We start from the raw sequence: 22430 nt of genomic DNA on the forward strand, positions 1-22430 counted from the left end.
AGAGAAGCTGCGCTTCGCCATCCGTGAAGGCGGCCGCACCGTCGGTGCCGGCATCGTCGTCACCATCAAAGAGTAATCGATACCGGCATCCGCCGGATCGACAGGGAAGGGCGGTCTTCGGGCCGCCCTTTCTACGTTTACTGGCTGCACGCAGAACAATCTTGCGCGGTCGTTTCAAAGCTGTTGCAAGCACCACCACCGCAACTATTATAGGTTGCATTGAGGGGGCTTTTGCCAAGCGTGGTTCGGGGACGCCGTTTAAGCAGTAGGGCCGGGTGGTGGCGCGGGCTGGTTCGCCTGGTGCCGGTGGTCGCAATGGCGATGGCTGCCTTTGCGGCGAACGCCGAGGATGTCTTCCCGAAATGGTCCGATCTGACGACTTGGACCGAGCCGAAGGTATGGTCCGATGATATTTCGCCGATGCGTTTCGCCGTCGTTCGCAGCAGCGCGACCGGCTGCGAGCCTAACTGTCCGGAATGGATCTCGGCAGAAGGCGCCATTGAAGCGGGCACGCCAGCCCAGCTCAAGCGCATATTGAAGAAACTCGGCCGCCGCAAACTGCCGATCATCGTCAATTCCCCGGGCGGCAATGTCGATGCTGCGCTCCAGCTTGGTCGAATAATCCGCAAGAACAAGCTCGATATCGCCGTTGGTATAACCAGGTTTTCCGATTGTTGGCCCGGGATGAAGGATTGCCGGGCCAATGATCGCAAGGGCGCCGCATATTTCGGCATTGCGTCCGACGGCAGTGCCATGTGCAACTCCGCATGTCCGCTGATGTTTGCCGGAGGCGTCGGACGCGTGGTCGGCGGTTGGGCCCATCTGGGCGTCCATCAGATCACTACGACCCATTTCCGCACCAAACGGCAATATCGAACCACCTATCGGGTTGTGCGGGGCAAAAAATATAAGGTCACCACAGAAACCGTCACTCAAGACAATATCGGCTACAAGACCTATGAGATGAGCAAGGCGCTTGAGAAGAGGCTGTCGGCATATCTCAGGGAGATGGGCGTCGGGCGGGGCGTTCTTGACGTAATGAAGGCTACGCCTGCCAGTGATATCCGGCAGATCGCCCTCGACGACATGCTGACGATGAAGCTGGTCACCAGCAGGGACACCCTCGACATACTTACGCAGGCGGGCATATGCCGGCGGAGTCCGGCGCCGGCGAACTGCAGAGAGATCCCTGCGAATGCCAAGCCGGCCAAGACGGCAGTGGTGGCCGTCCGAGGGGCCACTCCGTCGGCCCGTCCAGCGCCGGTCGACAATTCGATGCGTTTCGTCCTGGTCCGGAGCAGCGATCCGAAATGCGGTCTCGATTGTCCCGAATGGATTGCAGCGCAGGGCACGATCACTCCCGATACGCAGAAGATATTTCGCCAATTGCTCGATACGGTCGGCGGCCGGCGTCTACCGTTGATCGTGAGTTCGCCGGGAGGCGATTTGCTCAGCGCCTTTGCCATGGGAAGATTGATCCGCGACCGCAAACTTGACGTCGCGATTGCGCGCACCGATTTTACCGGGTGCAAGCCGCAGGACAAAGGGTGCGCGCCACCGGATGGGTTCTATCCTGGTGTCGCGACCGATTTAGATGCGGGGTGCGATGCCGCCTGTCCGATCATGCTTGCTGGGGGCGTCAGACGTTTCGTGGGCCCCAAGGTGCCAGTCAGCGTTCAATCACTGGCATTCGCGGAGCGGATACGCTCTTATCTTGCGGAAATGTCGGTCAGGCAGCATCTGTTTCCGCCGATGCCGCTCGACCGCTTCGATTATAAGCGCAACCGGCTCCGGCTCGAACCCGGCACAATGTTGACGATGAGACTGACGACGGGACCTGAATCGGCGAACCATTTGGTGGGGCCAACTGTCTGTAAAACCGAACCGAGGCCGCAAAATTGCCCGGCGGTACCGGCGCTCAAGGTTGACGCACAATTCACACCAAAGCCGTAGCCGTTGAAATACCCAAAGCCCTACCTCGAAGGGCGGTCTTCGGGCCGCCCGTCTCGCTTTTGGATACGGCCGGCATACTTTTTTGGGTACGGCCGGCGCTTGCGCCATCGTCGCAAAACGCTGTTGCAAGCCGGCAAAGCTGAACTACTATAGGTCGCATTGCGGGGGGCTTCCCGAATGGTTTCGTGGCACCGTCTGAATGGCCAGGCACGGTGGATGGTGATCTGCCTGGCGTCGTTCCTGGTCATGGGACACGCTGCCTTCGCGGCGAACACCAAAAAATCCGCGCCGGATTTTGGTCCGACGATGCGGTTTGTCGTCGTCCGCAGCAGCGCGCCTGGTTGCGAACCGACCTGCCCGGAATGGATATCGGCTGAAGGCTCGATAGTGGCCGGCACGCCGGCCCTGTTCAAACGCACGCTCAAGGCACTCGGTGGCCGAAAACTGCCCGTTGTCGTGGATTCTCCCGGCGGCAACGTCGAAGCGGCGCTGGCGCTTGGCCGGCTGCTGCGCAAGAACAAGCTCAATATCGCGGTCGGCAAAACCCGGTTCACCGGTTGCCCGCCCGATGCCAAGGACTGCAAGGAAAACGACGGCAAGGGCGCTCGCTATTTCGGCAATGCCTATGCCGACGGCGCCATCTGCAATTCCGCCTGTCCGCTGATGTTTGCCGGCGGCATCAGGCGCGTCGTCGGGCAATGGGCCTTTCTCGGCGTCCATCAGATCACCACGACTTACATCAAGACGAAATTGCAGTACCGGACTACCTATCGCGTGGTCGGAGGCAAGAAGAAGATCCTCAGCAAGAAGATCGTCGGCCGCAAGAACGCCGGCAGCTACAAGACCTACGAGATGAGCAAGTCGGTGGAGAAAAGACTGGCTGCCTATCTGAACGAAATGGGCGTCGGCCAAGCCGTGCTCGAGACGATGAAGAACACCCCGGCCAGCACCATCCAGCAGCTGGCCCCCTACGAAATGCTGCAGGCGAAGCTGGTGACCAGCCTGGATGCCGTCGACCTGCTGACCGCGACAACCCTGTGCAAGGCCGATCCGGTGGCCGCGAACTGCAGGGAAATACCGGCGCCGGCCGGCGACGTGGTGGCGTACGCCAAGCCCGCTCCGGCCGCGCCGGGCGAACCTGAAGCCGTGCAGCGGGCCGATGTTGGCGATATGCGTTTCGTCCTGGTTCGCGGCAGAAGTTTTCTCTGCGATCCGAATTGTCCCGAATGGATCTCCGCTGAAGGCATGATCAGCGCTCAAACGCCGGAACGGCTGCGCCAACTGCTGGATACGATCGGTGACCGGCGACTGCCCGTGGTGATCAACTCGCCGGGAGGCGACGTGCTCGGCGCTCTGGCCGCCGGAAGATTGATCCGAGAACGCAAGCTCGACGTGGCGGTTGCGCGGACGGACTTCATTGGATGCGAGCCGGACAAGGCGGATTGCGCCGCCAGGGATGGCGTCCATGTCGGACTGACGATCGATGCGAGCGGTGCGTGTGGCGCGGCCTGCCCGATCATGCTTGCCGGCGGCGTCAGACGCCTTGTCGGCCCTCGCGCGCAGTTGACCGTGCACCCGATCGGGTTGGAGCAGCGGGTCAAAACCTATCTCAGGGATATGGCGGTCGGACCCGGTCTGCTGGCGGCGATGCGGTCGGTGCCCGCCTCGCGCCATCGGCAGCTCGAACCCGAGATGATGCTGAAAGTCGGGCTGACGACCGGGCTTGGTTCGGCCGATGAATTTACCGGCCCGACCATCTGCAAGTCGCAGCCAATACCGGAGAATTGCCGCGTCGTGTCGACGTCCGAGGTTCAGGCCGAGGCGGCCGTCAAGCTGTAAGGCGCAGTCACGCCCCAGCCGAGCGCGATAGGGCGAGGCGGGGTAGTCCTTCCTGAATGCGCCACAATCCGCCGCGACGTTCGACCGATTCGGCAATGAACAAGGTTTGACGATGCTGATCGCTCATCTTCCGGCTGGCTACATACTCGGTAGTTTCGCACGAAACCGTTGGCCCGGCAGATCGGGGATCATGGCGGCGGCAATGCTCGGCAGCGTCGTCCCGGACCTCGACATGGTCTATTTCCATTTTGTCGATGGCGGACGAACCCATCACCACGCCTACGTCACGCACTGGCCGCTCTTCTGGGCAGCGGTTGGCCTTGTGGCACTGTCGGTCGCGAAATGGCGGAATCCGCGATATCTGACCCCGGTCGGCGCCTTCTTTGCCGCCGCAATGATACATATGATCCTGGACAGCGTGGCGTCGCCTATCATGTGGCTAATGCCGTTCGACCGGCGCGCGCTCGAACTCGTCACGGTCCCGGCGATGTATCGCAACTGGGTCATGAGCTTCATGTTGCATTGGACTTTTGCCCTCGAACTTCTGATATGCGCCTGGGCGCTGGCCCTCGGATTTCGACGATTGCAGCCCGGCGCGGCCACGCCTGAAAACTCGACTTGAGTTCTTGTCCGCTTTATGAAATAGCAGCGCGCGATACGGGCATAGCTCAGTTGGTAGAGCGGCGGTCTCCAAAACCGCAGGTCGTAGGTTCGAGCCCTGCTGCCCGTGCCATTTTTCGAATGGCCAATTCATGAAAAAATTTCTGGTCTTCCGCGCGTCGACCTTTTGAAAATCGCGCGGTGGCTTGCCATATAGGCTGTCTTGAGGCATAAGAGCGCCATAGCCGGAACGGGACGACTGGATGGTTCCGAGGCGGCGTTTGGCATAAAGCGGACACTTGCCACTTGCGTGGATCAAGAATCGGTTTTATGTAGACGAAACAGACACGCGACGCGTGGAGCTGGGAAGCCGGCTTTACGCGTCCGATTTGCATGGGCGAAATGATTGCGCTGATTCGGCGCGGACACAGGCTCAGGCGGCACATCCCGGCCAGCGGGATCATCCAGGAGATCCGGTCAACGGGTCTTGCAGACAGAGCGGCACATGGCTTCGAAAACCACAAATCCATTCGTCTTTCTCCAGCAGGTTCGCGCGGAGACCGCCAAGGTGACTTGGCCGTCGCGTCGCGAAACGATGATCTCGACGGTGATGGTTCTGGCGTTCGCTGTGATCGCGATGATCTTTTTCTTTACTGCCGATCAGCTCATGGGCCTCGCGGTCGAGCAGATTCTGGGCATTGGACGCTGAGTCCGGCGATTACGGAGAAGCCTTGAAATGACTGCGCGGTGGTACATCGTCCACGCCTATTCGAACTTTGAAAAAAAGGTCGCTGAGGACATCGAGAACAAGGCCAAGCAGAAAGGCCTGTCCGCTGACATCGAGCAGATCGTGGTGCCTACCGAGAAGGTCGTCGAGATACGCCGCGGCCGCAAGGTCGATGCCGAGCGCAAGTTCTTCCCGGGCTACGTGCTGCTGAAGGCCAACCTGACCGACGCAGTGTTCTCGCTCGTGAAGAACACGCCGAAGGTCACCGGCTTCCTGGGTGATTCGAAGCCGGTGCCGATCACCGAGGCCGAGGCCCAGCGCATCCTGAACCAGGTGCAGGAAGGCGTCGAGCGGCCGAAGCCGTCGGTCACTTTCGAGATCGGCGAGGCGATCCGCGTCTCGGACGGTCCGTTCGCCTCGTTCAACGGTTTCGTCCAGGAAGTGGACGAGGAGCGGGCGCGGCTCAAGGTGGAAGTTTCGATCTTCGGGCGCGCCGTGCCGGTCGATCTCGAATTCGGACAGGTCGAAAAGGGCTGATCCGAAATCCTTGTCGCCAATTCGGCGGTGAGGGAGGCGGCGGGGAAATCGCCGCCAAAACGGGTGGGAGGCGAATGCGGCTTTAGCCCGCTGCAGGAACCGCACCACCAGACTGCAACCGCCGGTGTTGCCCAGATTTGGGGCCGGCATGAGATGAAGGCAGGAAGAGATGGCTAAGAAAATTGCAGGCCAGCTCAAGCTCCAGGTTTCCGCGGGCTCGGCGACACCGTCGCCCCCGATCGGACCGGCGCTTGGTCAGCGCGGCATCAACATCATGGAGTTCTGCAAGGCGTTCAACGCGCAGACCCAGGAAATGGAAAAGGGATCGCCTGTTCCGGTCGTGATCACCTACTACCAGGACAAGTCGTTCACCTTCGTCATGAAGACGCCGCCGGTGAGCTACTTCCTGAAGAAGGCCGCAAACCTGAAGTCGGGCTCGAAGGAGCCAGGCAAGGTCAAGGCCGGCACGATCGGCCGCGACAAGGTGCGCGCCATCGCCGAGCAGAAGATGAAGGATCTGAACGCGACCGATATCGAGGGGGCCATGCGCATGGTCGAGGGCTCCGCCCGCTCGATGGGTCTGGAAGTGGTGGGCTGAGATCATGGCAAAGATTGCAAAGCGTGTATCGAAGACCCGCGAAGGCATCGATCCCAACAAGGCCTATACCTTGGGTGATGCGCTGAAGCTGCTCAAGGACCGGTCCTCGGTGAAGTTCGACGAGACCGTTGAAATCGCGATGAACCTGGGTGTCGACCCGCGCCATGCCGACCAGATGGTCCGTGGCGTGGTCAACCTGCCGAACGGCACCGGCCGTACCGTCCGCGTCGCGGTTTTCGCGCGTGGCGACAAGGCCGAGGAAGCCAAGGCGGCCGGCGCCGATATCGTTGGCGCCGAGGATCTGGTCGACATCGTCCAGAAGGGCACGATCGACTTCGATCGCTGCATCGCCACGCCGGACATGATGCCGCTGGTCGGCCGTCTGGGCAAGGTGCTCGGCCCGCGTGGCATGATGCCGAACCCGAAGGTCGGCACTGTCACCACCGACGTTACCGCCGCCGTCAAGGCGTCGAAGGGTGGCGCGGTCGAGTTCCGCGTCGAGAAGGCCGGCATCGTTCATGGCGGCGTCGGCAAGATCTCGTTCGACGTCAAGGCGCTGGAAGAGAATGTTCGCGCCTTCGCCGACGCGGTGACCAAGGCGAAGCCGGCTGGCGCCAAGGGCAACTACGTCAAGAAGGTGTCGGTCACCTCGACGATGGGCCCGGGCCTCAAGCTCGACGTCTCGACGCTGGCAGCGTCCTGATACGAACCATTTGGATCTGCCGCTAAAGGGCTGATCCGCAAACAGAATTCCGGGCCTCCGATTTATCTCGGCGGCCCGGTACCGGAAGTCGGAAGGCTTCCGGACATCCTGTCCGAGATTGCGGGCGGCCCCAGGCCTTGGTTCAAGGGGGGCCTTAATTCATGTGGGCCTGCATGAGACGGGTGAAGACCGGACAACGGAGCGACTGCTCCAATGAAAGGTTCGAACCGTGTTTGCCTTTTGTCTGCGCACCATTCGGCTTGCCGGCTGGTGTGGCGAAAGGGGGCAGGATCCTCGAGCGTCGTTCGGGAGATCCGTTACTGGATGGCCCGGCCGGCAAAAGGCAACCCGACACCTGTCCTCGTAATGGGAATGTTCCCGTTAACAGGATTGGGGTCAACTGGAGATAGGCAGTGGACAGAGCGGAAAAACGCGAACTCGTCACGGGCCTGAATGAAGCGTTTTCGGGCGCTGGTTCAGTCGTCGTGGCCCACTACGCCGGTATTACCGTCGCGCAAATGAACGACCTTCGGTCGAAAATGCGTGTCGCCGGTGGCACCGTCAAAGTCGCGAAGAACCGTCTCGCCAAAATCGCTCTTCAGGGCACGGACTCCGCATCGATCATCGACCTGTTCAAGGGACAGACGCTGATCGCCTATTCGGAGGATCCGATTGCGGCGCCGAAGGTCGCGTCCGATTTCGCCAAGGGAAATGACAAGCTCGTCATTCTCGGCGGCGCAATGGGCACCACCTCGCTCAGCGCCGACGGTGTGAAGGCACTCGCCACACTTCCGTCGCTCGATGAGCTGCGCGCCAGGCTGGTTGGCATGATCGCCACGCCGGCAACCCGGATCGCCCAGATCGTCAATGCGCCTGCGGCTTCGGTCGCGCGTGTCATCGGCGCTTACGCCCGGAAGGACGAGGCGGCATGAGGCCGTTCCTCGCTATCACAAACACACGTTCGAACCTTATAAAGGAATATTGCAATGGCTGATCTGGCAAAGATCGTAGACGACCTTTCGAAGCTGACCGTCCTCGAGGCGGCCGAGCTGTCGAAGCTTCTGGAAGAAAAGTGGGGCGTTTCCGCTGCTGCTCCGGTGGCGGTTGCGGCCGCCGGCGGTGCTGCGGCTGCTGCTGCTCCGGTCGAGGAAAAGACGGAATTCGACGTCGTCCTCACCGAGGCGGGCGCTCAGAAGATCAATGTCATCAAGGAAGTTCGCGCCATCACCGGTCTTGGCCTCAAGGAAGCCAAGGACCTGGTCGAGGCGGCTCCGAAGCCGGTCAAGGAAGCTGTTTCCAAGGCCGACGCGGACAAGTTCAAGGCCCAGCTGGAAGCAGCCGGCGCCAAGGTCGAACTGAAGTAAGCGTTTGATATCGGCGGGCGGCTTCGCGCCGTCCGCCGCTCCCTTGGCGCGAAGGGAGGCTGCGTAACGCGAAGAGTACGAAAACCTCTTTCCTGAGGGCCGTAAACCGGCCTTCAGGAAACGGGTTTTCTCCCGTTTTGGCCGGCCATCGACAGGTGGCGGGTGAACAAATAAAGGCCGCCGCCGAAGGTGGCCGAGAATGCAAGGCGAGCCGCGGCGAGGCTCGCCCCGAGAATCGAGCTAAGGAGCGACGATGGCCCAGACACAAACTTTCAATGGCCGCAGACGCGTACGCAAATTCTTCGGAAAGATTCCGGAAGTTGCGGAGATGCCGAACCTGATCGAGGTTCAGAAGGCATCCTATGACCAGTTCCTGATGGTCGAGGAGCCCAAGGGCGGGCGTCCTGACGAGGGGCTGCAGGCGGTTTTCAAATCGGTGTTCCCGATCTCCGACTTTTCCGGCTCCTCGATGCTGGAATTCGTGAAGTACGAGTTCGAAGCACCGAAATTCGACGTTGACGAATGCCGTCAGCGCGACCTGACCTATGCCGCGCCACTCAAGGTGACGCTGCGCCTCATCGTGTTCGATATCGACGAGGATACCGGCGCCAAGTCGATCAAGGACATCAAGGAGCAGGACGTCTATATGGGCGACATGCCGCTCATGACCTTGAACGGCACCTTCATTGTCAATGGCACCGAGCGCGTCATCGTCTCGCAGATGCACCGTTCGCCGGGCGTCTTCTTCGACCATGACAAGGGCAAGTCGCACTCGTCGGGCAAGCTGCTGTTTGCCGCGCGCGTCATCCCCTATCGCGGATCGTGGCTCGACATCGAGTTCGACTCGAAGGACGTCGTGCACGCCCGCATCGACCGCCGCCGCAAGATCCCGGTGACGTCGCTGCTTATGGCGCTCGGCATGGACGCCGAGGAGATCCTGTCGACCTTCTACAACAAGATCACCTACAAGCGCGCCGGCGACCACTGGCGCATCCCGTTCAACGTCGAGCGTTTCCGCGGCCTCAAGGCTGTCGGCGACCTGATCGATGCAGACACCAACGAGGTCGTCGTCGAGGCCGGCAAGAAGATCACCGCACGCCAGGCCCGTCAGCTCGGCGAAAAGGGTCTCAAGGCGATCAAGGCGACCGACGAGGATCTGCTCGGCAACTACCTTGCCGAGGACATCGTCAACTATGCGACCGGCGAGATTTTCCTCGAGGCCGGCGACGAGATCGACGAAAAGACGCTAAAAGTGCTTCTCGCCGCCGGCGACGACGAGATCAAGGTTCTCGACATCGACCACGTCAATGTCGGCGCCTATATCCGCAACACGCTCAACGTCGACAAGAACGAGAGCCGCCAGGACGCGCTGTTCGACATCTACCGTGTCATGCGCCCCGGCGAGCCGCCGACGCTGGAAACCGCCGAAGCCATGTTCAACTCGCTGTTCTTCGACAGCGAGCGCTATGACCTGTCGGCCGTCGGCCGCGTCAAGATGAACATGCGCCTCGAGCTCAAGGCCGAGGACACCGTGCGCGTGCTGCGCAAGGACGACATCCTGGCCGTGGTCAAGACGCTGGTCGAACTGCGTGATGGCAAGGGCGAGATCGACGACATCGACAATCTCGGCAATCGCCGCGTGCGCTCGGTCGGCGAGCTGATGGAGAACCAGTACCGCGTCGGCCTCTTGCGCATGGAGCGCGCGATCAAGGAACGCATGTCCTCGATCGAGATCGATACGGTGATGCCGCAGGACCTGATCAACGCCAAGCCGGCGGCTGCTGCCGTGCGCGAGTTCTTCGGTTCCTCGCAGCTGTCGCAGTTCATGGACCAGACCAACCCGCTCTCGGAGATCACCCACAAGCGCCGTCTCTCGGCGCTTGGACCCGGTGGTCTGACCCGCGAGCGCGCCGGCTTCGAGGTGCGCGACGTGCATCCGACGCATTACGGCCGCATCTGCCCGATCGAGACGCCGGAAGGCCCGAACATCGGTCTGATCAACTCGCTGGCCACATTTGCGCGCGTCAACAAGTATGGCTTCATCGAGAGCCCGTACCGCAAGATCGTCAACGGCAAGCTGACCAATGAGGTCGTCTATCTCTCCGCGATGGAAGAGGCCAAGCACCACGTCGCGCAGGCCAATGCCGAGCTCGACAAGAATGGTGGTTTCGTCGACGAATTCGTCATTTGCCGCAATGCCGGCGAAGTGATGATGGCGCCGCGCGAAAACGTCGATCTGATGGACGTGTCGCCCAAGCAGATGGTGTCGGTGGCCGCGGCGCTGATTCCGTTCCTCGAGAACGACGACGCCAACCGCGCGCTGATGGGCTCGAACATGCAGCGTCAGGCCGTGCCGCTGGTGCGCGCCGAAGCGCCGTTCGTCGGCACCGGCATGGAGCCGATCGTCGCCCGTGACTCCGGCGCCGCCATCGGCGCCCGCCGCGGCGGCATCGTCGACCAGGTCGACGCGACGCGTATCGTCATCCGCGCCACGGAAGATCTCGATCCCGGCAAGTCGGGCGTCGACATCTACCGGCTGATGAAGTTCCAGCGTTCGAACCAGAACACCTGCATCAACCAGCGTCCGCTGGTGCGCATGGGCGACCTGGTCAACAAGGGTGACATCATCGCCGACGGTCCGTCGACCGAGCTCGGCGATCTGGCGCTCGGCCGCAACGTGCTGGTCGCGTTCATGCCGTGGAACGGCTACAACTACGAGGACTCGATCCTCTTGTCCGAGCGCATCGTCGCCGACGACGTCTTCACCTCGATCCACATCGAGGAGTTCGAGGTCATGGCGCGCGATACCAAGCTCGGGCCGGAGGAAATCACCCGCGACATCCCCAACGTCTCGGAAGAAGCGCTGAAGAACCTCGACGAGGCCGGCATCGTCTATATCGGTGCGGAAGTGCAGCCGGGCGACATCCTGGTCGGCAAGATCACGCCGAAGGGTGAAAGCCCGATGACGCCGGAAGAAAAGCTTCTGCGCGCCATTTTTGGCGAAAAGGCATCGGACGTGCGTGACACCTCCATGCGCATGCCGCCCGGGACCTTCGGCACCGTCGTCGAAGTGCGCGTCTTCAACCGCCACGGTGTGGAGAAGGACGAGCGCGCCATGGCGATCGAGCGCGAGGAGATCGAACGCCTCGCCAAGGACCGCGACGACGAGCAGGCGATTCTCGACCGCAACGTCTATTCGCGCCTGTCCGACGTTCTCGTCGGCAAGGATGCGATTGCCGGGCCGAAGGGTTTCAAGAAGGGCTCGAAGCTGTCGAAGGATACGCTCGACGAGTATCCGCGTTCGCAGTGGTGGCAGTTTGCGGTGGAGAACGAAAAGCTCCAGAGCGAACTGGAAGCCCTGCGTGGCCAGTACGACGATTCCAAGAAGGCGCTCGAACAGCGCTTCATGGACAAGGTCGAGAAGGTGCAGCGCGGCGACGAGATGCCTCCCGGCGTCATGAAGATGGTCAAGGTCTTCGTGGCCGTGAAGCGCAAGATGCAGCCCGGCGACAAGATGGCCGGCCGGCACGGCAACAAGGGTGTCGTGTCGCGGATCGTTCCGGTCGAGGACATGCCGTTCCTCGAGGACGGCACGCATGCCGATATCGTGCTCAACCCGCTGGGTGTGCCGAGCCGCATGAATGTCGGCCAGATCCTGGAGACGCATCTGGGCTGGGCTTGCGCCGGAATGGGCAGGAAGATCGGCGAGCTGATCGACGCGTACAAGACAGGCGGCGACATCAAGCCGCTGCGCAAGACGCTCGAGAGCTTCATGCCGGCCAACGACCGCAACGAGCCGGTCCGCGACTATGACGACGAGAGCGTCGTTCGCCTCAGCGAGCAGATGCGCCGCGGCGTCTCCATCGCGACACCGGTGTTCGACGGCGCGCACGAGGCCGACATCAACATCATGCTGGAGCAGGCGGGCCTGCACACCAGCGGTCAGTCGCAGCTCTATGACGGACGCACCGGCGAGCCGTTCGATCGCAAAGTGACGATGGGCTACATATATATGCTCAAGCTTCACCATCTTGTGGACGACAAGATCCACGCGCGCTCGATCGGGCCGTACTCGCTCGTTACCCAGCAGCCACTGGGCGGCAAGGCGCAGTTCGGTGGCCAGCGCTTCGGCGAGATGGAGGTCTGGGCGCTCGAGGCGTACGGCGCCGCCTACACGCTGCAGGAGATGCTGACGGTGAAGTCGGACGACGTCGCCGGCCGCACCAAGGTCTACGAGGCGATCGTCAGAGGCGACGACACCTTCGAGGCCGGCATCCCCGAGAGCTTCAACGTTCTCGTCAAGGAAATGCGGTCTCTGGGCCTCAATGTCGAGCTGGAGAACACCAAGCTCGACGACAATCCGATCCGGCTGCCCGACGCGGCCGAATAAGCAAGACGTCCGGTCGCGGTTCCCCGCGGTCGGACGCCGAGCATGATCCCGAAAAGTGGTTACCGGTTTTCGGCCAAGATCATGCTCAAACAAGAAAGTTTCTTCGGCCGATGGCCGATCAAGTCGGCGGGCGTTTGGCCCGCGCTAGATGAAAGGGGTTTTCGATGACCCCGAAAAGGAGAACGGCATGAACCAAGAGGTCATGAATCTCTTCAATCCCCAGGCGCCTGCACAGGTGTTCGATTCCATCCGGATTTCGCTCGCCAGCCCTGAGAAGATTCTGTCCTGGTCGTTCGGCGAGATCAAGAAGCCGGAGACCATCAACTACCGCACCTTCAAGCCGGAGCGCGACGGCCTGTTCTGCGCGCGTATTTTCGGTCCGATCAAGGACTACGAATGCCTGTGCGGCAAGTACAAGCGCATGAAGTACAAGGGCGTCATCTGCGAGAAGTGCGGCGTCGAAGTCACGCTGTCGCGCGTCCGTCGCGAGCGCATGGGCCATATCGAGCTGGCCGCGCCGGTCGCCCATATCTGGTTCCTGAAGTCGCTGCCGTCGCGTATCGGCACGCTGCTCGACATGACGCTGAAGGACATCGAGCGCGTTCTCTATTTCGAGAACTACATCGTCACCGAGCCCGGCCTGACCGCGCTGAAGGAGCACCAGCTTCTCAGCGAGGAAGAGTACATGATGGCCGTCGACGAATATGGCGAGGATTCGTTCACCGCCATGATCGGCGCCGAGGCCATCCACGACCTTCTGGCCGGCATGGACCTGGAGAAGATCGCCGGCGACCTGCGTTCGGAGCTGGCTTCGACCACGTCCGAGCTCAAGCAGAAGAAGTATCTGAAGCGGCTCAAGGTCGTCGAGAACTTCATGGAGTCCGGCAACCGTCCGGAATGGATGATCATGAAGGTGGTGCCGGTGATCCCGCCGGACCTGCGCCCGCTGGTTCCCCTGGACGGCGGCCGCTTCGCCACGTCCGATCTCAACGATCTCTATCGCCGCGTCATCAACCGCAACAACCGCCTGAAGCGGCTGATCGAGCTGCGCGCGCCCGGCATCATCGTGCGCAATGAAAAGCGCATGCTGCAGGAAGCCGTCGACGCGCTGTTCGACAACGGCCGTCGCGGCCGCGTCATCACCGGCGCCAACAAGCGTCCGCTGAAGTCGCTGTCCGACATGCTGAAGGGCAAGCAGGGCCGGTTCCGCCAGAACCTGCTCGGCAAGCGCGTCGACTATTCCGGCCGCTCGGTCATCGTGACCGGTCCGGAGCTCAAGCTGCACCAGTGCGGCCTGCCGAAGAAGATGGCGCTCGAACTGTTCAAGCCCTTCATCTATGCCCGTCTCGACGCCAAGGGTTATTCCTCGACCGTCAAGCAGGCGAAGAAGCTGGTCGAGAAGGAGCGTCCGGAAGTCTGGGATATCCTCGACGAGGTCATCCGCGAGCATCCGGTGCTGTTGAACCGTGCGCCGACGCTGCACCGCCTCGGCATCCAGGCATTCGAGCCGATCCTGATCGAAGGCAAGGCGATCCAGCTTCACCCGCTGGTCTGCACGGCCTTCAACGCTGACTTCGACGGCGACCAGATGGCGGTTCACGTGCCGCTGTCGCTGGAAGCACAGCTTGAAGCCCGCGTGCTGATGATGTCGACCAACAACATCCTGCACCCGGCTTCCGGCGCGCCGATCATCGTGCCGTCGCAGGACATGGTTCTGGGTCTCTACTATCTGTCGATCGTCAACCAGAACGAGCCGGGCGAGGGCATGGTGTTTGCCGACATGGGCGAACTGCAGCACGCGCTCGAGTCCAAGGCGGTGACGCTGCACTCCAAGATCAAGGGCCGCTTCCGCACGGTCGATGCGGACGGCAAGGTCGCGTCGAAGATCTACGACACCACGCCCGGCCGCATGATCATCGGCGAGCTTCTGCCGAAGAACGTCAACGTGCCGTACGAGACCGCCAACCAGGAGATGACCAAGAAGAACATCTCCAAGATGATCGACACCGTCTACCGCCATTGCGGTCAGAAGGAGACGGTCATTTTCTGCGATCGCATCATGGCCCTCGGCTTCAGCCACGCCTGCCGCGCCGGCATTTCGTTCGGCAAGGACGACATGCTGATCCCGGATGCCAAGATCAAGCTGGTTTCCGACACCGAGGCCTTGGCCAAGGAATACGAGCAGCAGTACAATGACGGCCTGATCACCCAGGGCGAGAAGTACAACAAGGTCGTCGACGCTTGGGCCAAGTGCTCGGAAAAGGTCGCCGACGAGATGATGGCTCGCATCAAGGCGGTCGAGTTCGAGGACAATGGCCGTCAAAAGCCGATGAACTCGATCTACATGATGTCGCACTCCGGTGCGCGCGGCTCGCCCACCCAGATGCGCCAGCTTGCCGGTATGCGCGGCCTGATGGCCAAGCCGAGCGGCGAGATCATCGAAACGCCGATCATCTCGAACTTCAAGGAAGGCCTGACCGTGCTCGAGTACTTCAACTCGACCCACGGCGCCCGCAAGGGTCTGGCCGACACCGCCTTGAAGACGGCGAACTCGGGTTACCTCACCCGTCGTCTGGTCGACGTGGCGCAGGACTGCATCGTCAACTCCGTCGACTGCGGCACCGACAAGGGCCTCACCATGCAGCCGATCGTCGATGCCGGCCAGGTCGTCGCTTCCGTCGGCCAGCGGGTTCTCGGCCGCACGGCGCTCGACGACATCACGCATCCGGTCACCGGTGAGGTTCTGGTCAAGGCCGGAACGCTGATGGACGAACGCGACGTCGAGCAGATCGAAAAGGCCGGCGTCCAGTCGGTCCGCATCCGCTCGGCGCTGACCTGCGACGTCAGGGTCGGTGTCTGCGCGGTCTGCTACGGACGCGATCTGGCCCGCGGCACCCCGGTCAACCAGGGCGAAGCTGTCGGCGTCATCGCGGCGCAGTCGATCGGCGAGCCGGGCACCCAGCTCACCATGCGTACCTTCCACATGGGCGGTACGGCGCAGGTGGTGGACTCGTCGTTCCTTGAAGCCTCGTATGAGGGCAAGGTCGAGATCCGCAACCGCAACGTGGTGCGCAACTCCGACGGCCAGCAGATGGTCATGGGCCGCAACATGGCCGTGCTGATCCTCGACGAGGCCGGCAAGGAGCGCGCCACGCACCGCCTCACCTATGGTTCGCGCATCTTCGTGGACGATGGCGACAAGGTGAAGCGCGGCCAGCGCATCGCCGAGTGGGATCCCTACACCCGCCCGGTCCTCACCGAAATCGAGGGCAAGGTGGCGTTCGAGGATCTGGTCGACGGCATTTCCGTCCAGGAAACGGCCGACGAATCGACCGGCATCACCAAGCGCGAGGTCATCGACTGGCGTTCGACGCCACGCGGCAACGACCTCAAGCCGGCGATCGTCGTCCAGGACGCCAAGGGCAAGGTCGGCAAACTGTCGAAGGGCGGCGACGCTCGTTTCCTGCTCTCGGTCGAGGCCATTCTTTCGGTCGAGCCGGGTGCACAGGTTCGCCCCGGCGACGTGCTGGCGCGTATCCCGATGGAAAGCGCCAAGACCAAGGACATCACTGGCGGTCTGCCGCGTGTTGCCGAATTGTTCGAGGCACGCCGTCCGAAGGATCACGCCATCATCGCCGAGATCGATGGCACGATCCGCTTCGGCCGCGACTACAAGAACAAGCGCCGCATCATCATCGAGCCACATGACTCGACGCTTGAGCCGGTCGAATACCTGATCCCGAAGGGCAAGCCGTTCCATCTCCAGGACGGCGACGTCATCGAGAAGGGCGACTACATCCTCGACGGCAATCCGGCGCCGCACGACATCCTGGCGATCAAGGGCGTGGAGGCGCTTGCCTCCTACCTCGTCAACGAGATCCAGGAGGTCTACCGTCTGCAGGGCGTGTCGATCAACGACAAGCACATCGAGGTGATCGTTCGCCAGATGCTGCAGAAGGTCGAGATCACCGCGCAGGGCGATTCGACCTACATTCCGGGCGACCACGTCGACGTGATCGAGCTGGAAGAGGTCAACGAGCGCCTGGTCGAAGACGGCAAGAAGCCGGCCGAAGGCCAGCCGGTGCTGTTGGGCATCACCAAGGCCTCGCTGCAGACGCCGTCCTTCATCTCGGCCGCCTCCTTCCAGGAGACGACCAGGGTGCTGACCGAAGCGGCGGTTGCCGGCAAGACCGACATGCTGCAGGGGCTGAAGGAAAACGTCATCGTCGGCCGTCTGATCCCGGCCGGCACCGGCGGCACGATGAGCCAGATCCGGCGCATCGCCACCTCGCGCGACGAACTGATCATCGACGAGCGCCGCAAGGCGTCGGGCGTCGAGGTCGCCGATCCGATGCTGACCGACATGGCTTCCGCCGCGCAGTAAGCGCGGCGGGTACAGATCTCAGGCAACAAAGCCGTCGGGGCAACCCGGCGGCTTTTTTGCATGTTGAGTTGGCGACGGACTGGAGGAGGCGTCGTCGAGTGTTGCGACTTGTTTCGATCGTCCGGCGCCGCCCCTCATTGCCCTGCCGGGCATTTCTCCCCGTAAACGGGGAGAAAGAAGCTGGCCGCAACCTTGGCGCTCTTTCTGCGACGGTGGAGATTGGCGAAATCTTTAATGACGGCGTCCTTCTCCCCGTTCACGGGGAGAAGATGGCGGCAGCCAGATGAGGGGCGGCGCGGCGATTGCAGAATGTCAGGACCGGAGCGAAGGCCACTCCTTGCAGCGCCGCGGCGTCAATCGAAAAACGCTTCCACCACATTGCGCTTGCCGAGCATAAAAGCGTCCGCGACATGCTGCAACGGAGCGAGATCGACATCGGAAACGCCGGCGCGCACGATCTCGGCGAAGCGCTTGTAGAGCATCGGATATTCGGCTTCCGGCTCGTCGTGAACGACGCGGCCGTCGACCGCGAGTTTTGCGCCGCCGCCAGAAAGCACCATCGCGCCCTTGTCGGTCTCGGCCAGAATGTCCCAGCTTTGCGGGCCGGTCTGGCGCCAGTCGAGTTCCATCGCCACCGGCAAGCCGTTCGAGGTGCGGAAGGCGATGTGCGCGGCGATCGGGGCGGCGCGGTTTTCGGGAAAATCGAGGATTGCCGAGGTGATGAACATCGCCGGCAGTATGTGGGTCGCGATCGACAGCGCGTTGATGCCGGGATCGAACACGCCGAAACCGCCCGGCGCCCAGATCCAGTCCTGGTTGGGGTGCCAGCGGCGCACGTCCTCCTTCCAGTTGATGGCAGCCGACCTGATCGTGGTCGAGCCTAAAAATGCACGTGCGGCTTCCACCGCCGGCGCATAGCGCGAATGCCAGCTGGCGAACAGCGAGACGCCATTTGCCGCCGCCAGCGCTTTCAGGTCTTCGACCTCGCTGACCGTGGCGCCGGGTGGCTTTTCCAGAAAAACATGCTTCTTCGCCGCCAGCGCCGTCCGCGCGGCGTCGTAGCGGAACTGCGGCGGCATGCAGAGCGATACGGCCTCGAGTTCCGGCACCGCGTCGAGCATCGTCTCGATATCAGGAAAATTCGCGATGCCGTCCACCTTGCCGTGCCGGCTGGCGGCGGCGGTGAGCAGGTAGTCGCGATCCTTGGCCAGGGCCGGCAGGTGCTGGTCGCGAACAATCTTTCCCACGCCGACGATGCCGAGCTTGATGGGACCGCTATTCAGGGACATGGGAACTCCGCAGGTTGATATTGCGCTTGGTTCTTAGCAGAGAACCGATGCCGGGCAAGCAGTGCCAGACCGCGACGGCCCTAAACCGCGACGGCCAGGGACATGGCTGGTCACAGCGGCACGTCGAAGGTGACGATCGACACTTCGCCTTCGAGCGCGCCCTGATAGGCCGACAAATGCGGCTCTTCGTCGGGCACGCCGTCGAGGTCGCCGATCTGGTCGAGCTCCGCCTCGGCGTAGCCTTCGGCCGCGAGTGATTCGAGCGCCCGGCGCACCGCCGAATCGTCGTCGGGCGCGACCAGCATGAGGTGGACGCCTTCCGGCTTGCCGCCCTTTCTTTTCCACGCCCGGCCGGTGATGATGGTGACCGGGCGCTCATCATTGTCGTTCACGGGCCGATTCCTCCGGGCGAGGGGATTTGCGCTGTTCATGTCGCTTCTTCGCATGAAGCGTGGCTATGCAACAGCCGAGGGCCGGTCACTATCTTCCTTGCTCTTGCAAAATGGCGAAAGAAAATTACATGCACTTTTCGCATGGCTGCCAAGCCTCGGTTTCAGCGTAATATTTGGTGCTCCGGGGTTGACGGGCAACAGGCTTGCGAGTAGAAGCCGCCCAGTCAGAACCGATGTGAGGCTCTCCCTTCCGAAGCGACACGCTTTGGAGTTTGCCTCAAACAGGGTTCGTTTTACGAGCGAAAAGACATTTCCGGCGTGCATGAAGCGGTTTCCGCTTCCTCTGCCATTTGTTCGGGCAAGACCGCGAGGCGCGGTTTGTGGCCCGACTTTGCGTATGGAAATGACGCTTTGAGCGGCCCTGACCGGGCGAGACACGGAATTGAGAGACAAGAGGGTTTAATGCCTACCGTCAACCAGCTGATCCGCAAGCCGCGCATTGCGCCGGTGAAGCGCAACAAGGTCCCGGCCATGCAGCAGAACCCGCAGAAGCGGGGCGTCTGCACGCGCGTCTATACAACGACGCCGAAGAAGCCGAACTCGGCGCTGCGCAAGGTGGCCAAGATCCGCCTGACCAATGGTTTTGAAGTGATCGGCTACATCCCCGGCGAAGGCCACAACCTTCAGGAACACTCGGTTGTGATGATCCGCGGCGGCCGCGTCAAGGATCTTCCGGGTGTCCGCTACCATATCATCCGCGGCGTGCTCGACACGCAGGGTGTGAAGAACCGCAAGCAGCGCCGTTCGAAATACGGCGCCAAGCGTCCGAAGTGACCGAAGCGTAGCCAAGGTCATCCCGGACGGCGCCAGGCGACGATCCGGGATCCAGGCCACCACGCAGAATTGAGGCAGAGAAAAAATGTCCCGTCGTCACAGTGCAGAAAAGCGTGAGATCAACCCGGACCCGAAGTTCGGCGATCTGATCGTCACCAAATTCATGAACGCCGTCATGTATGACGGCAAGAAGTCGGTTGCCGAGACCATCGTCTACGGCGCGCTCGACCAGGTCCAGTCCAAGACCAAGCAGGAGCCGGTCACCGTCTTCCATCAGGCGCTCGACAATGTCGCGCCGCATGTGGAAGTGCGTTCGCGCCGCGTCGGCGGCGCCACCTACCAGGTTCCGGTCGACGTGCGCCCCGAGCGCCGTCAGGCGCTGGCCATCCGCTGGCTGATCGCCGCCGCTCGCAACCGCAACGAGACCACGATGGTCGACCGCCTCTCCGGCGAGCTGATGGACGCGGCCAACAACCGCGGCACCGCCGTCAAGAAGCGTGAAGATACCCACAAGATGGCAGAAGCCAACCGCGCCTTCGCGCACTACCGCTGGTAAAGCGCGAACGAGACTGAAGAGGCACCTCCCATGGCCCGCGAATATAAAATCGAAGACTACCGCAATTTCGGTATCATGGCGCATATCGACGCCGGCAAGACGACGACCACCGAGCGCGTCCTCTACTACACGGGCAAGTCGCACAAGATCGGCGAAGTCCATGACGGCGCTGCCACCATGGACTGGATGGAGCAGGAGCAGGAGCGCGGCATCACCATCACGTCCGCCGCGACCACGACCTTCTGGAAGGCTCGTGACGGCAAGATGCACCGCTTCAACATCATCGACACTCCCGGCCATGTCGACTTCACCATCGAGGTCGAGCGTTCGCTGCGCGTGCTCGACGGCGCCATTGCGCTGCTCGACGCCAACGCCGGTGTCGAGCCGCAGACGGAGACCGTCTGGCGCCAGGCCGACAAGTACCGCGTGCCGCGCATGATCTTCTGCAACAAGATGGACAAGATCGGCGCGGATTTTTATCGCTCGGTCGAAATGATCGGCTCGCGCCTCGGTGCACAGGCTGTCGTCATGCAGCTGCCGATCGGCGCTGAGACCGAGTTCAAGGGTGTCGTCGATCTCGTCGAGATGAACGCGCTGGTCTGGCGCGACGAGACGCTGGGCGCCGCCTGGGACGTCGTCGAGATCCCCGACGACCTCAAGGCCCGCGCCGAAGAATATCGCGAGAAGATGATCGAGGCCGCCGTCGAAATGGACGAGACGGCGCTCGAGAATTACCTCGAAGGCAAGATGCCCAGCAATGACGAGATCCGCGCTCTGATCCGCAAGGGCACCATTGCGGTGAAGTTCTACCCGATGTTCTGCGGCTCGGCCTTCAAGAACAAGGGCGTGCAGCCGCTGCTCGACGCAGTCGTCGAATATCTGCCGTCGCCGGCCGACGTTCCGGCCATCAAGGGCGTCGACGCCAAGACCGACGCCGAGATCGAGCGTCACGCCGACGACAGCGAGCCGCTGTCGATGCTCGCCTTCAAGATCATGAACGACCCGTTCGTCGGCTCGCTCACCTTTGCCCGCATCTATTCGGGCAAGCTCACCAAGGGCATCTCGGTCGACAATACGGTGAAGGGCAAGAAGGAGCGCATCGGCCGTATGCTGCAGATGCATGCGAATTCGCGCGCTGACGTCGAAGAGGCCTTCGCCGGCGACATCGTCGCCTTGGCCGGCCTCAAGGACACGACGACTGGCGACACGCTCTGCGATCCGCTGCATCCGGTCATCCTCGAGCGCATGGAGTTCCCCGATCCGGTCATCCAGATCGCCATCGAGCCGAAGACCAAGAACGACCAGGAAAAGATGGGCCTTGCGCTGCATCGCCTGGCCGCCGAGGACCCGTCCTTCCGCGTCAAGACCGACGAGGAAAGCGGCCAGACGATCATCTCCGGCATGGGCGAACTCCACCTCGACATCATCGTCGATCGCATGCGTCGCGAGTTCAAGGTCGAGGCCAATGTCGGCGCGCCGCAGGTGGCCTATCGCGAGACGATCACCCGCAGGCACGAGCAGGACTACACCCACAAGAAGCAGACCGGCGGCACCGGCCAGTTCGCCCGTGTCAAGATCCTGTTCGAGCCGAATCCGGAAAGCAGCGAATTCCTGTTCGAATCCAAGATCGTCGGCGGCGCTGTGCCGAAGGAATACATCCCCGGTGTCGAAAAGGGCATCAACAGCGTCATGACCTCCGGCCCGTTCGCCGGCTTCCCGATGATCGGCGTCAAGGCGACGTTGATCGACGGCGCCTACCATGATGTCGACTCCTCGGTGCTCGCCTTCGAAATCGCCGGCCGTGCCTGCTTCCGTGAAGCGGCGCCCAAGCTTGGCGTGCAGCTGCTCGAGCCGATCATGAAGGTCGAAGTGGTGACGCCGGAAGATTATGTCGGCAGCGTCATCGGTGATCTGAACGGCCGTCGCGGCCAGATTCAGGGCCAGGAATCGCGCGGCGTGGCGGTTGTTGTCAACGCCATGGTGCCGCTCGCCAACATGTTCAAATACGTCGACAATTTGCGCTCGATGAGCCAGGGCCGCGCGGCCTACACGATGCAGTTCGATCACTACGAGCCGGTCCCCACCGCGGTCGCTCAGGAAGTCCAGAAGAAATACGCGTAACCCCAACGGGTTGCAGCGCTAACTTAATTCAAAGCCCGCACGGGCGAGCAGGAATGGAGAGATCACATGGCAAAAGGTAAATTCGAGCGTACAAAGCCTCATGTGAACATCGGCACGATTGGCCATGTCGATCATGGCAAGAC

The 22430-nt window shown here is 62.0% G+C and carries 17 protein-coding genes, 1 tRNA gene and 1 pseudogene; 17 read left to right on the forward strand and 2 right to left on the reverse strand.

Annotated elements, in window-relative coordinates; genetic code table 11:
• The 13 genes from AC0L2Z_RS32620 to rpoC form a co-directional block, all read left to right on the forward strand.
• A partial coding sequence (locus AC0L2Z_RS32620; RefSeq protein ID WP_454589835.1) for an EF-Tu C-terminal domain-related protein occupies positions 1-76 on the forward strand: 76 nt, incomplete at its 5' end.
• A gap of 239 nt (positions 77-315) precedes the next feature.
• On the forward strand, positions 316-1953 hold the full coding sequence (locus AC0L2Z_RS32625; protein WP_473630339.1) for a COG3904 family protein: 1638 nt from the start codon (positions 316-318) through the stop codon (positions 1951-1953).
• Positions 1954-2130: 177 nt separating this feature from the next.
• A complete protein-coding gene (locus AC0L2Z_RS32630) occupies positions 2131-3792 on the forward strand; it encodes a COG3904 family protein (RefSeq protein ID WP_473630340.1) in 1662 nt (553 codons plus the stop codon).
• Between the two features lie 112 nt (positions 3793-3904).
• The gene (locus tag AC0L2Z_RS32635) at positions 3905-4414 is read left to right on the forward strand and encodes a metal-dependent hydrolase (RefSeq protein ID WP_473630341.1); all 510 of its coding nucleotides are present in this window, start codon (positions 3905-3907) and stop codon (positions 4412-4414) included.
• 35 nt (positions 4415-4449) lie between these two features.
• Positions 4450-4525, forward strand: a tRNA-Trp gene (locus tag AC0L2Z_RS32640).
• A gap of 372 nt (positions 4526-4897) precedes the next feature.
• Positions 4898-5101, forward strand: a complete 204-nt coding sequence (gene secE / locus AC0L2Z_RS32645) for a preprotein translocase subunit SecE (RefSeq protein WP_013531408.1) — start codon at positions 4898-4900, stop codon at positions 5099-5101.
• A gap of 27 nt (positions 5102-5128) precedes the next feature.
• Positions 5129-5656 (forward strand): transcription termination/antitermination protein NusG, encoded by a 528-nt coding sequence (nusG, locus tag AC0L2Z_RS32650; protein WP_006333333.1) that lies wholly within the window; start codon positions 5129-5131, stop codon positions 5654-5656.
• 169 nt (positions 5657-5825) lie between these two features.
• On the forward strand, positions 5826-6254 hold the full coding sequence (rplK, locus tag AC0L2Z_RS32655) for a 50S ribosomal protein L11 (protein WP_023798121.1): 429 nt from the start codon (positions 5826-5828) through the stop codon (positions 6252-6254).
• A gap of 4 nt (positions 6255-6258) precedes the next feature.
• On the forward strand, positions 6259-6957 hold the full coding sequence (rplA, locus tag AC0L2Z_RS32660; RefSeq protein ID WP_287176018.1) for a 50S ribosomal protein L1: 699 nt from the start codon (positions 6259-6261) through the stop codon (positions 6955-6957).
• Positions 6958-7370: 413 nt separating this feature from the next.
• Positions 7371-7889 (forward strand): 50S ribosomal protein L10, encoded by a 519-nt coding sequence (gene rplJ, locus AC0L2Z_RS32665; RefSeq protein WP_473630342.1) that lies wholly within the window; start codon positions 7371-7373, stop codon positions 7887-7889.
• A gap of 54 nt (positions 7890-7943) precedes the next feature.
• The gene (gene rplL, locus AC0L2Z_RS32670) at positions 7944-8321 is read left to right on the forward strand and encodes a 50S ribosomal protein L7/L12 (protein ID WP_023680442.1); all 378 of its coding nucleotides are present in this window, start codon (positions 7944-7946) and stop codon (positions 8319-8321) included.
• A 253-nt stretch (positions 8322-8574) separates the two neighbouring features.
• On the forward strand, positions 8575-12711 hold the full coding sequence (rpoB, locus tag AC0L2Z_RS32675) for a DNA-directed RNA polymerase subunit beta (RefSeq protein ID WP_023798118.1): 4137 nt from the start codon (positions 8575-8577) through the stop codon (positions 12709-12711).
• Between the two features lie 187 nt (positions 12712-12898).
• Positions 12899-17095 carry a DNA-directed RNA polymerase subunit beta' gene (gene rpoC, locus AC0L2Z_RS32680; protein ID WP_473630343.1) on the forward strand — a complete coding sequence of 1399 codons (4197 nt, stop codon included), beginning with the start codon at positions 12899-12901 and terminating at the stop codon, positions 17093-17095.
• 353 nt (positions 17096-17448) lie between these two features.
• Here rpoC and AC0L2Z_RS32685 read toward each other — a convergent pair whose 3' ends face one another.
• The gene (locus AC0L2Z_RS32685) at positions 17449-18384 is read right to left on the reverse strand and encodes a Gfo/Idh/MocA family protein (protein ID WP_473630344.1); all 936 of its coding nucleotides are present in this window, start codon (positions 18382-18384) and stop codon (positions 17449-17451) included.
• Positions 18385-18494: 110 nt separating this feature from the next.
• Positions 18495-18776 carry a hypothetical protein gene (locus AC0L2Z_RS32690; protein WP_023798115.1) on the reverse strand — a complete coding sequence of 94 codons (282 nt, stop codon included), beginning with the start codon at positions 18774-18776 and terminating at the stop codon, positions 18495-18497.
• Positions 18777-19238: 462 nt separating this feature from the next.
• On the opposite strand from AC0L2Z_RS32690, the gene rpsL reads away from it, so the two are divergent.
• The 4 genes and pseudogenes from rpsL to AC0L2Z_RS32710 all read left to right on the forward strand — a co-directional run.
• Complete coding sequence (gene rpsL / locus AC0L2Z_RS32695; protein ID WP_006333356.1) at positions 19239-19610, forward strand: 30S ribosomal protein S12; 372 nt, start codon at positions 19239-19241, stop codon at positions 19608-19610.
• Between the two features lie 85 nt (positions 19611-19695).
• Positions 19696-20166 (forward strand): 30S ribosomal protein S7, encoded by a 471-nt coding sequence (gene rpsG / locus AC0L2Z_RS32700; protein WP_008875664.1) that lies wholly within the window; start codon positions 19696-19698, stop codon positions 20164-20166.
• Between the two features lie 30 nt (positions 20167-20196).
• On the forward strand, positions 20197-22287 hold the full coding sequence (fusA, locus tag AC0L2Z_RS32705) for an elongation factor G (RefSeq protein ID WP_023798114.1): 2091 nt from the start codon (positions 20197-20199) through the stop codon (positions 22285-22287).
• A 66-nt stretch (positions 22288-22353) separates the two neighbouring features.
• A pseudogene (locus tag AC0L2Z_RS32710) lies at positions 22354-22430 on the forward strand (GTP-binding protein); the annotation flags it as partial.

This window comes from Mesorhizobium sp. WSM4850 (genome assembly GCF_055811735.1).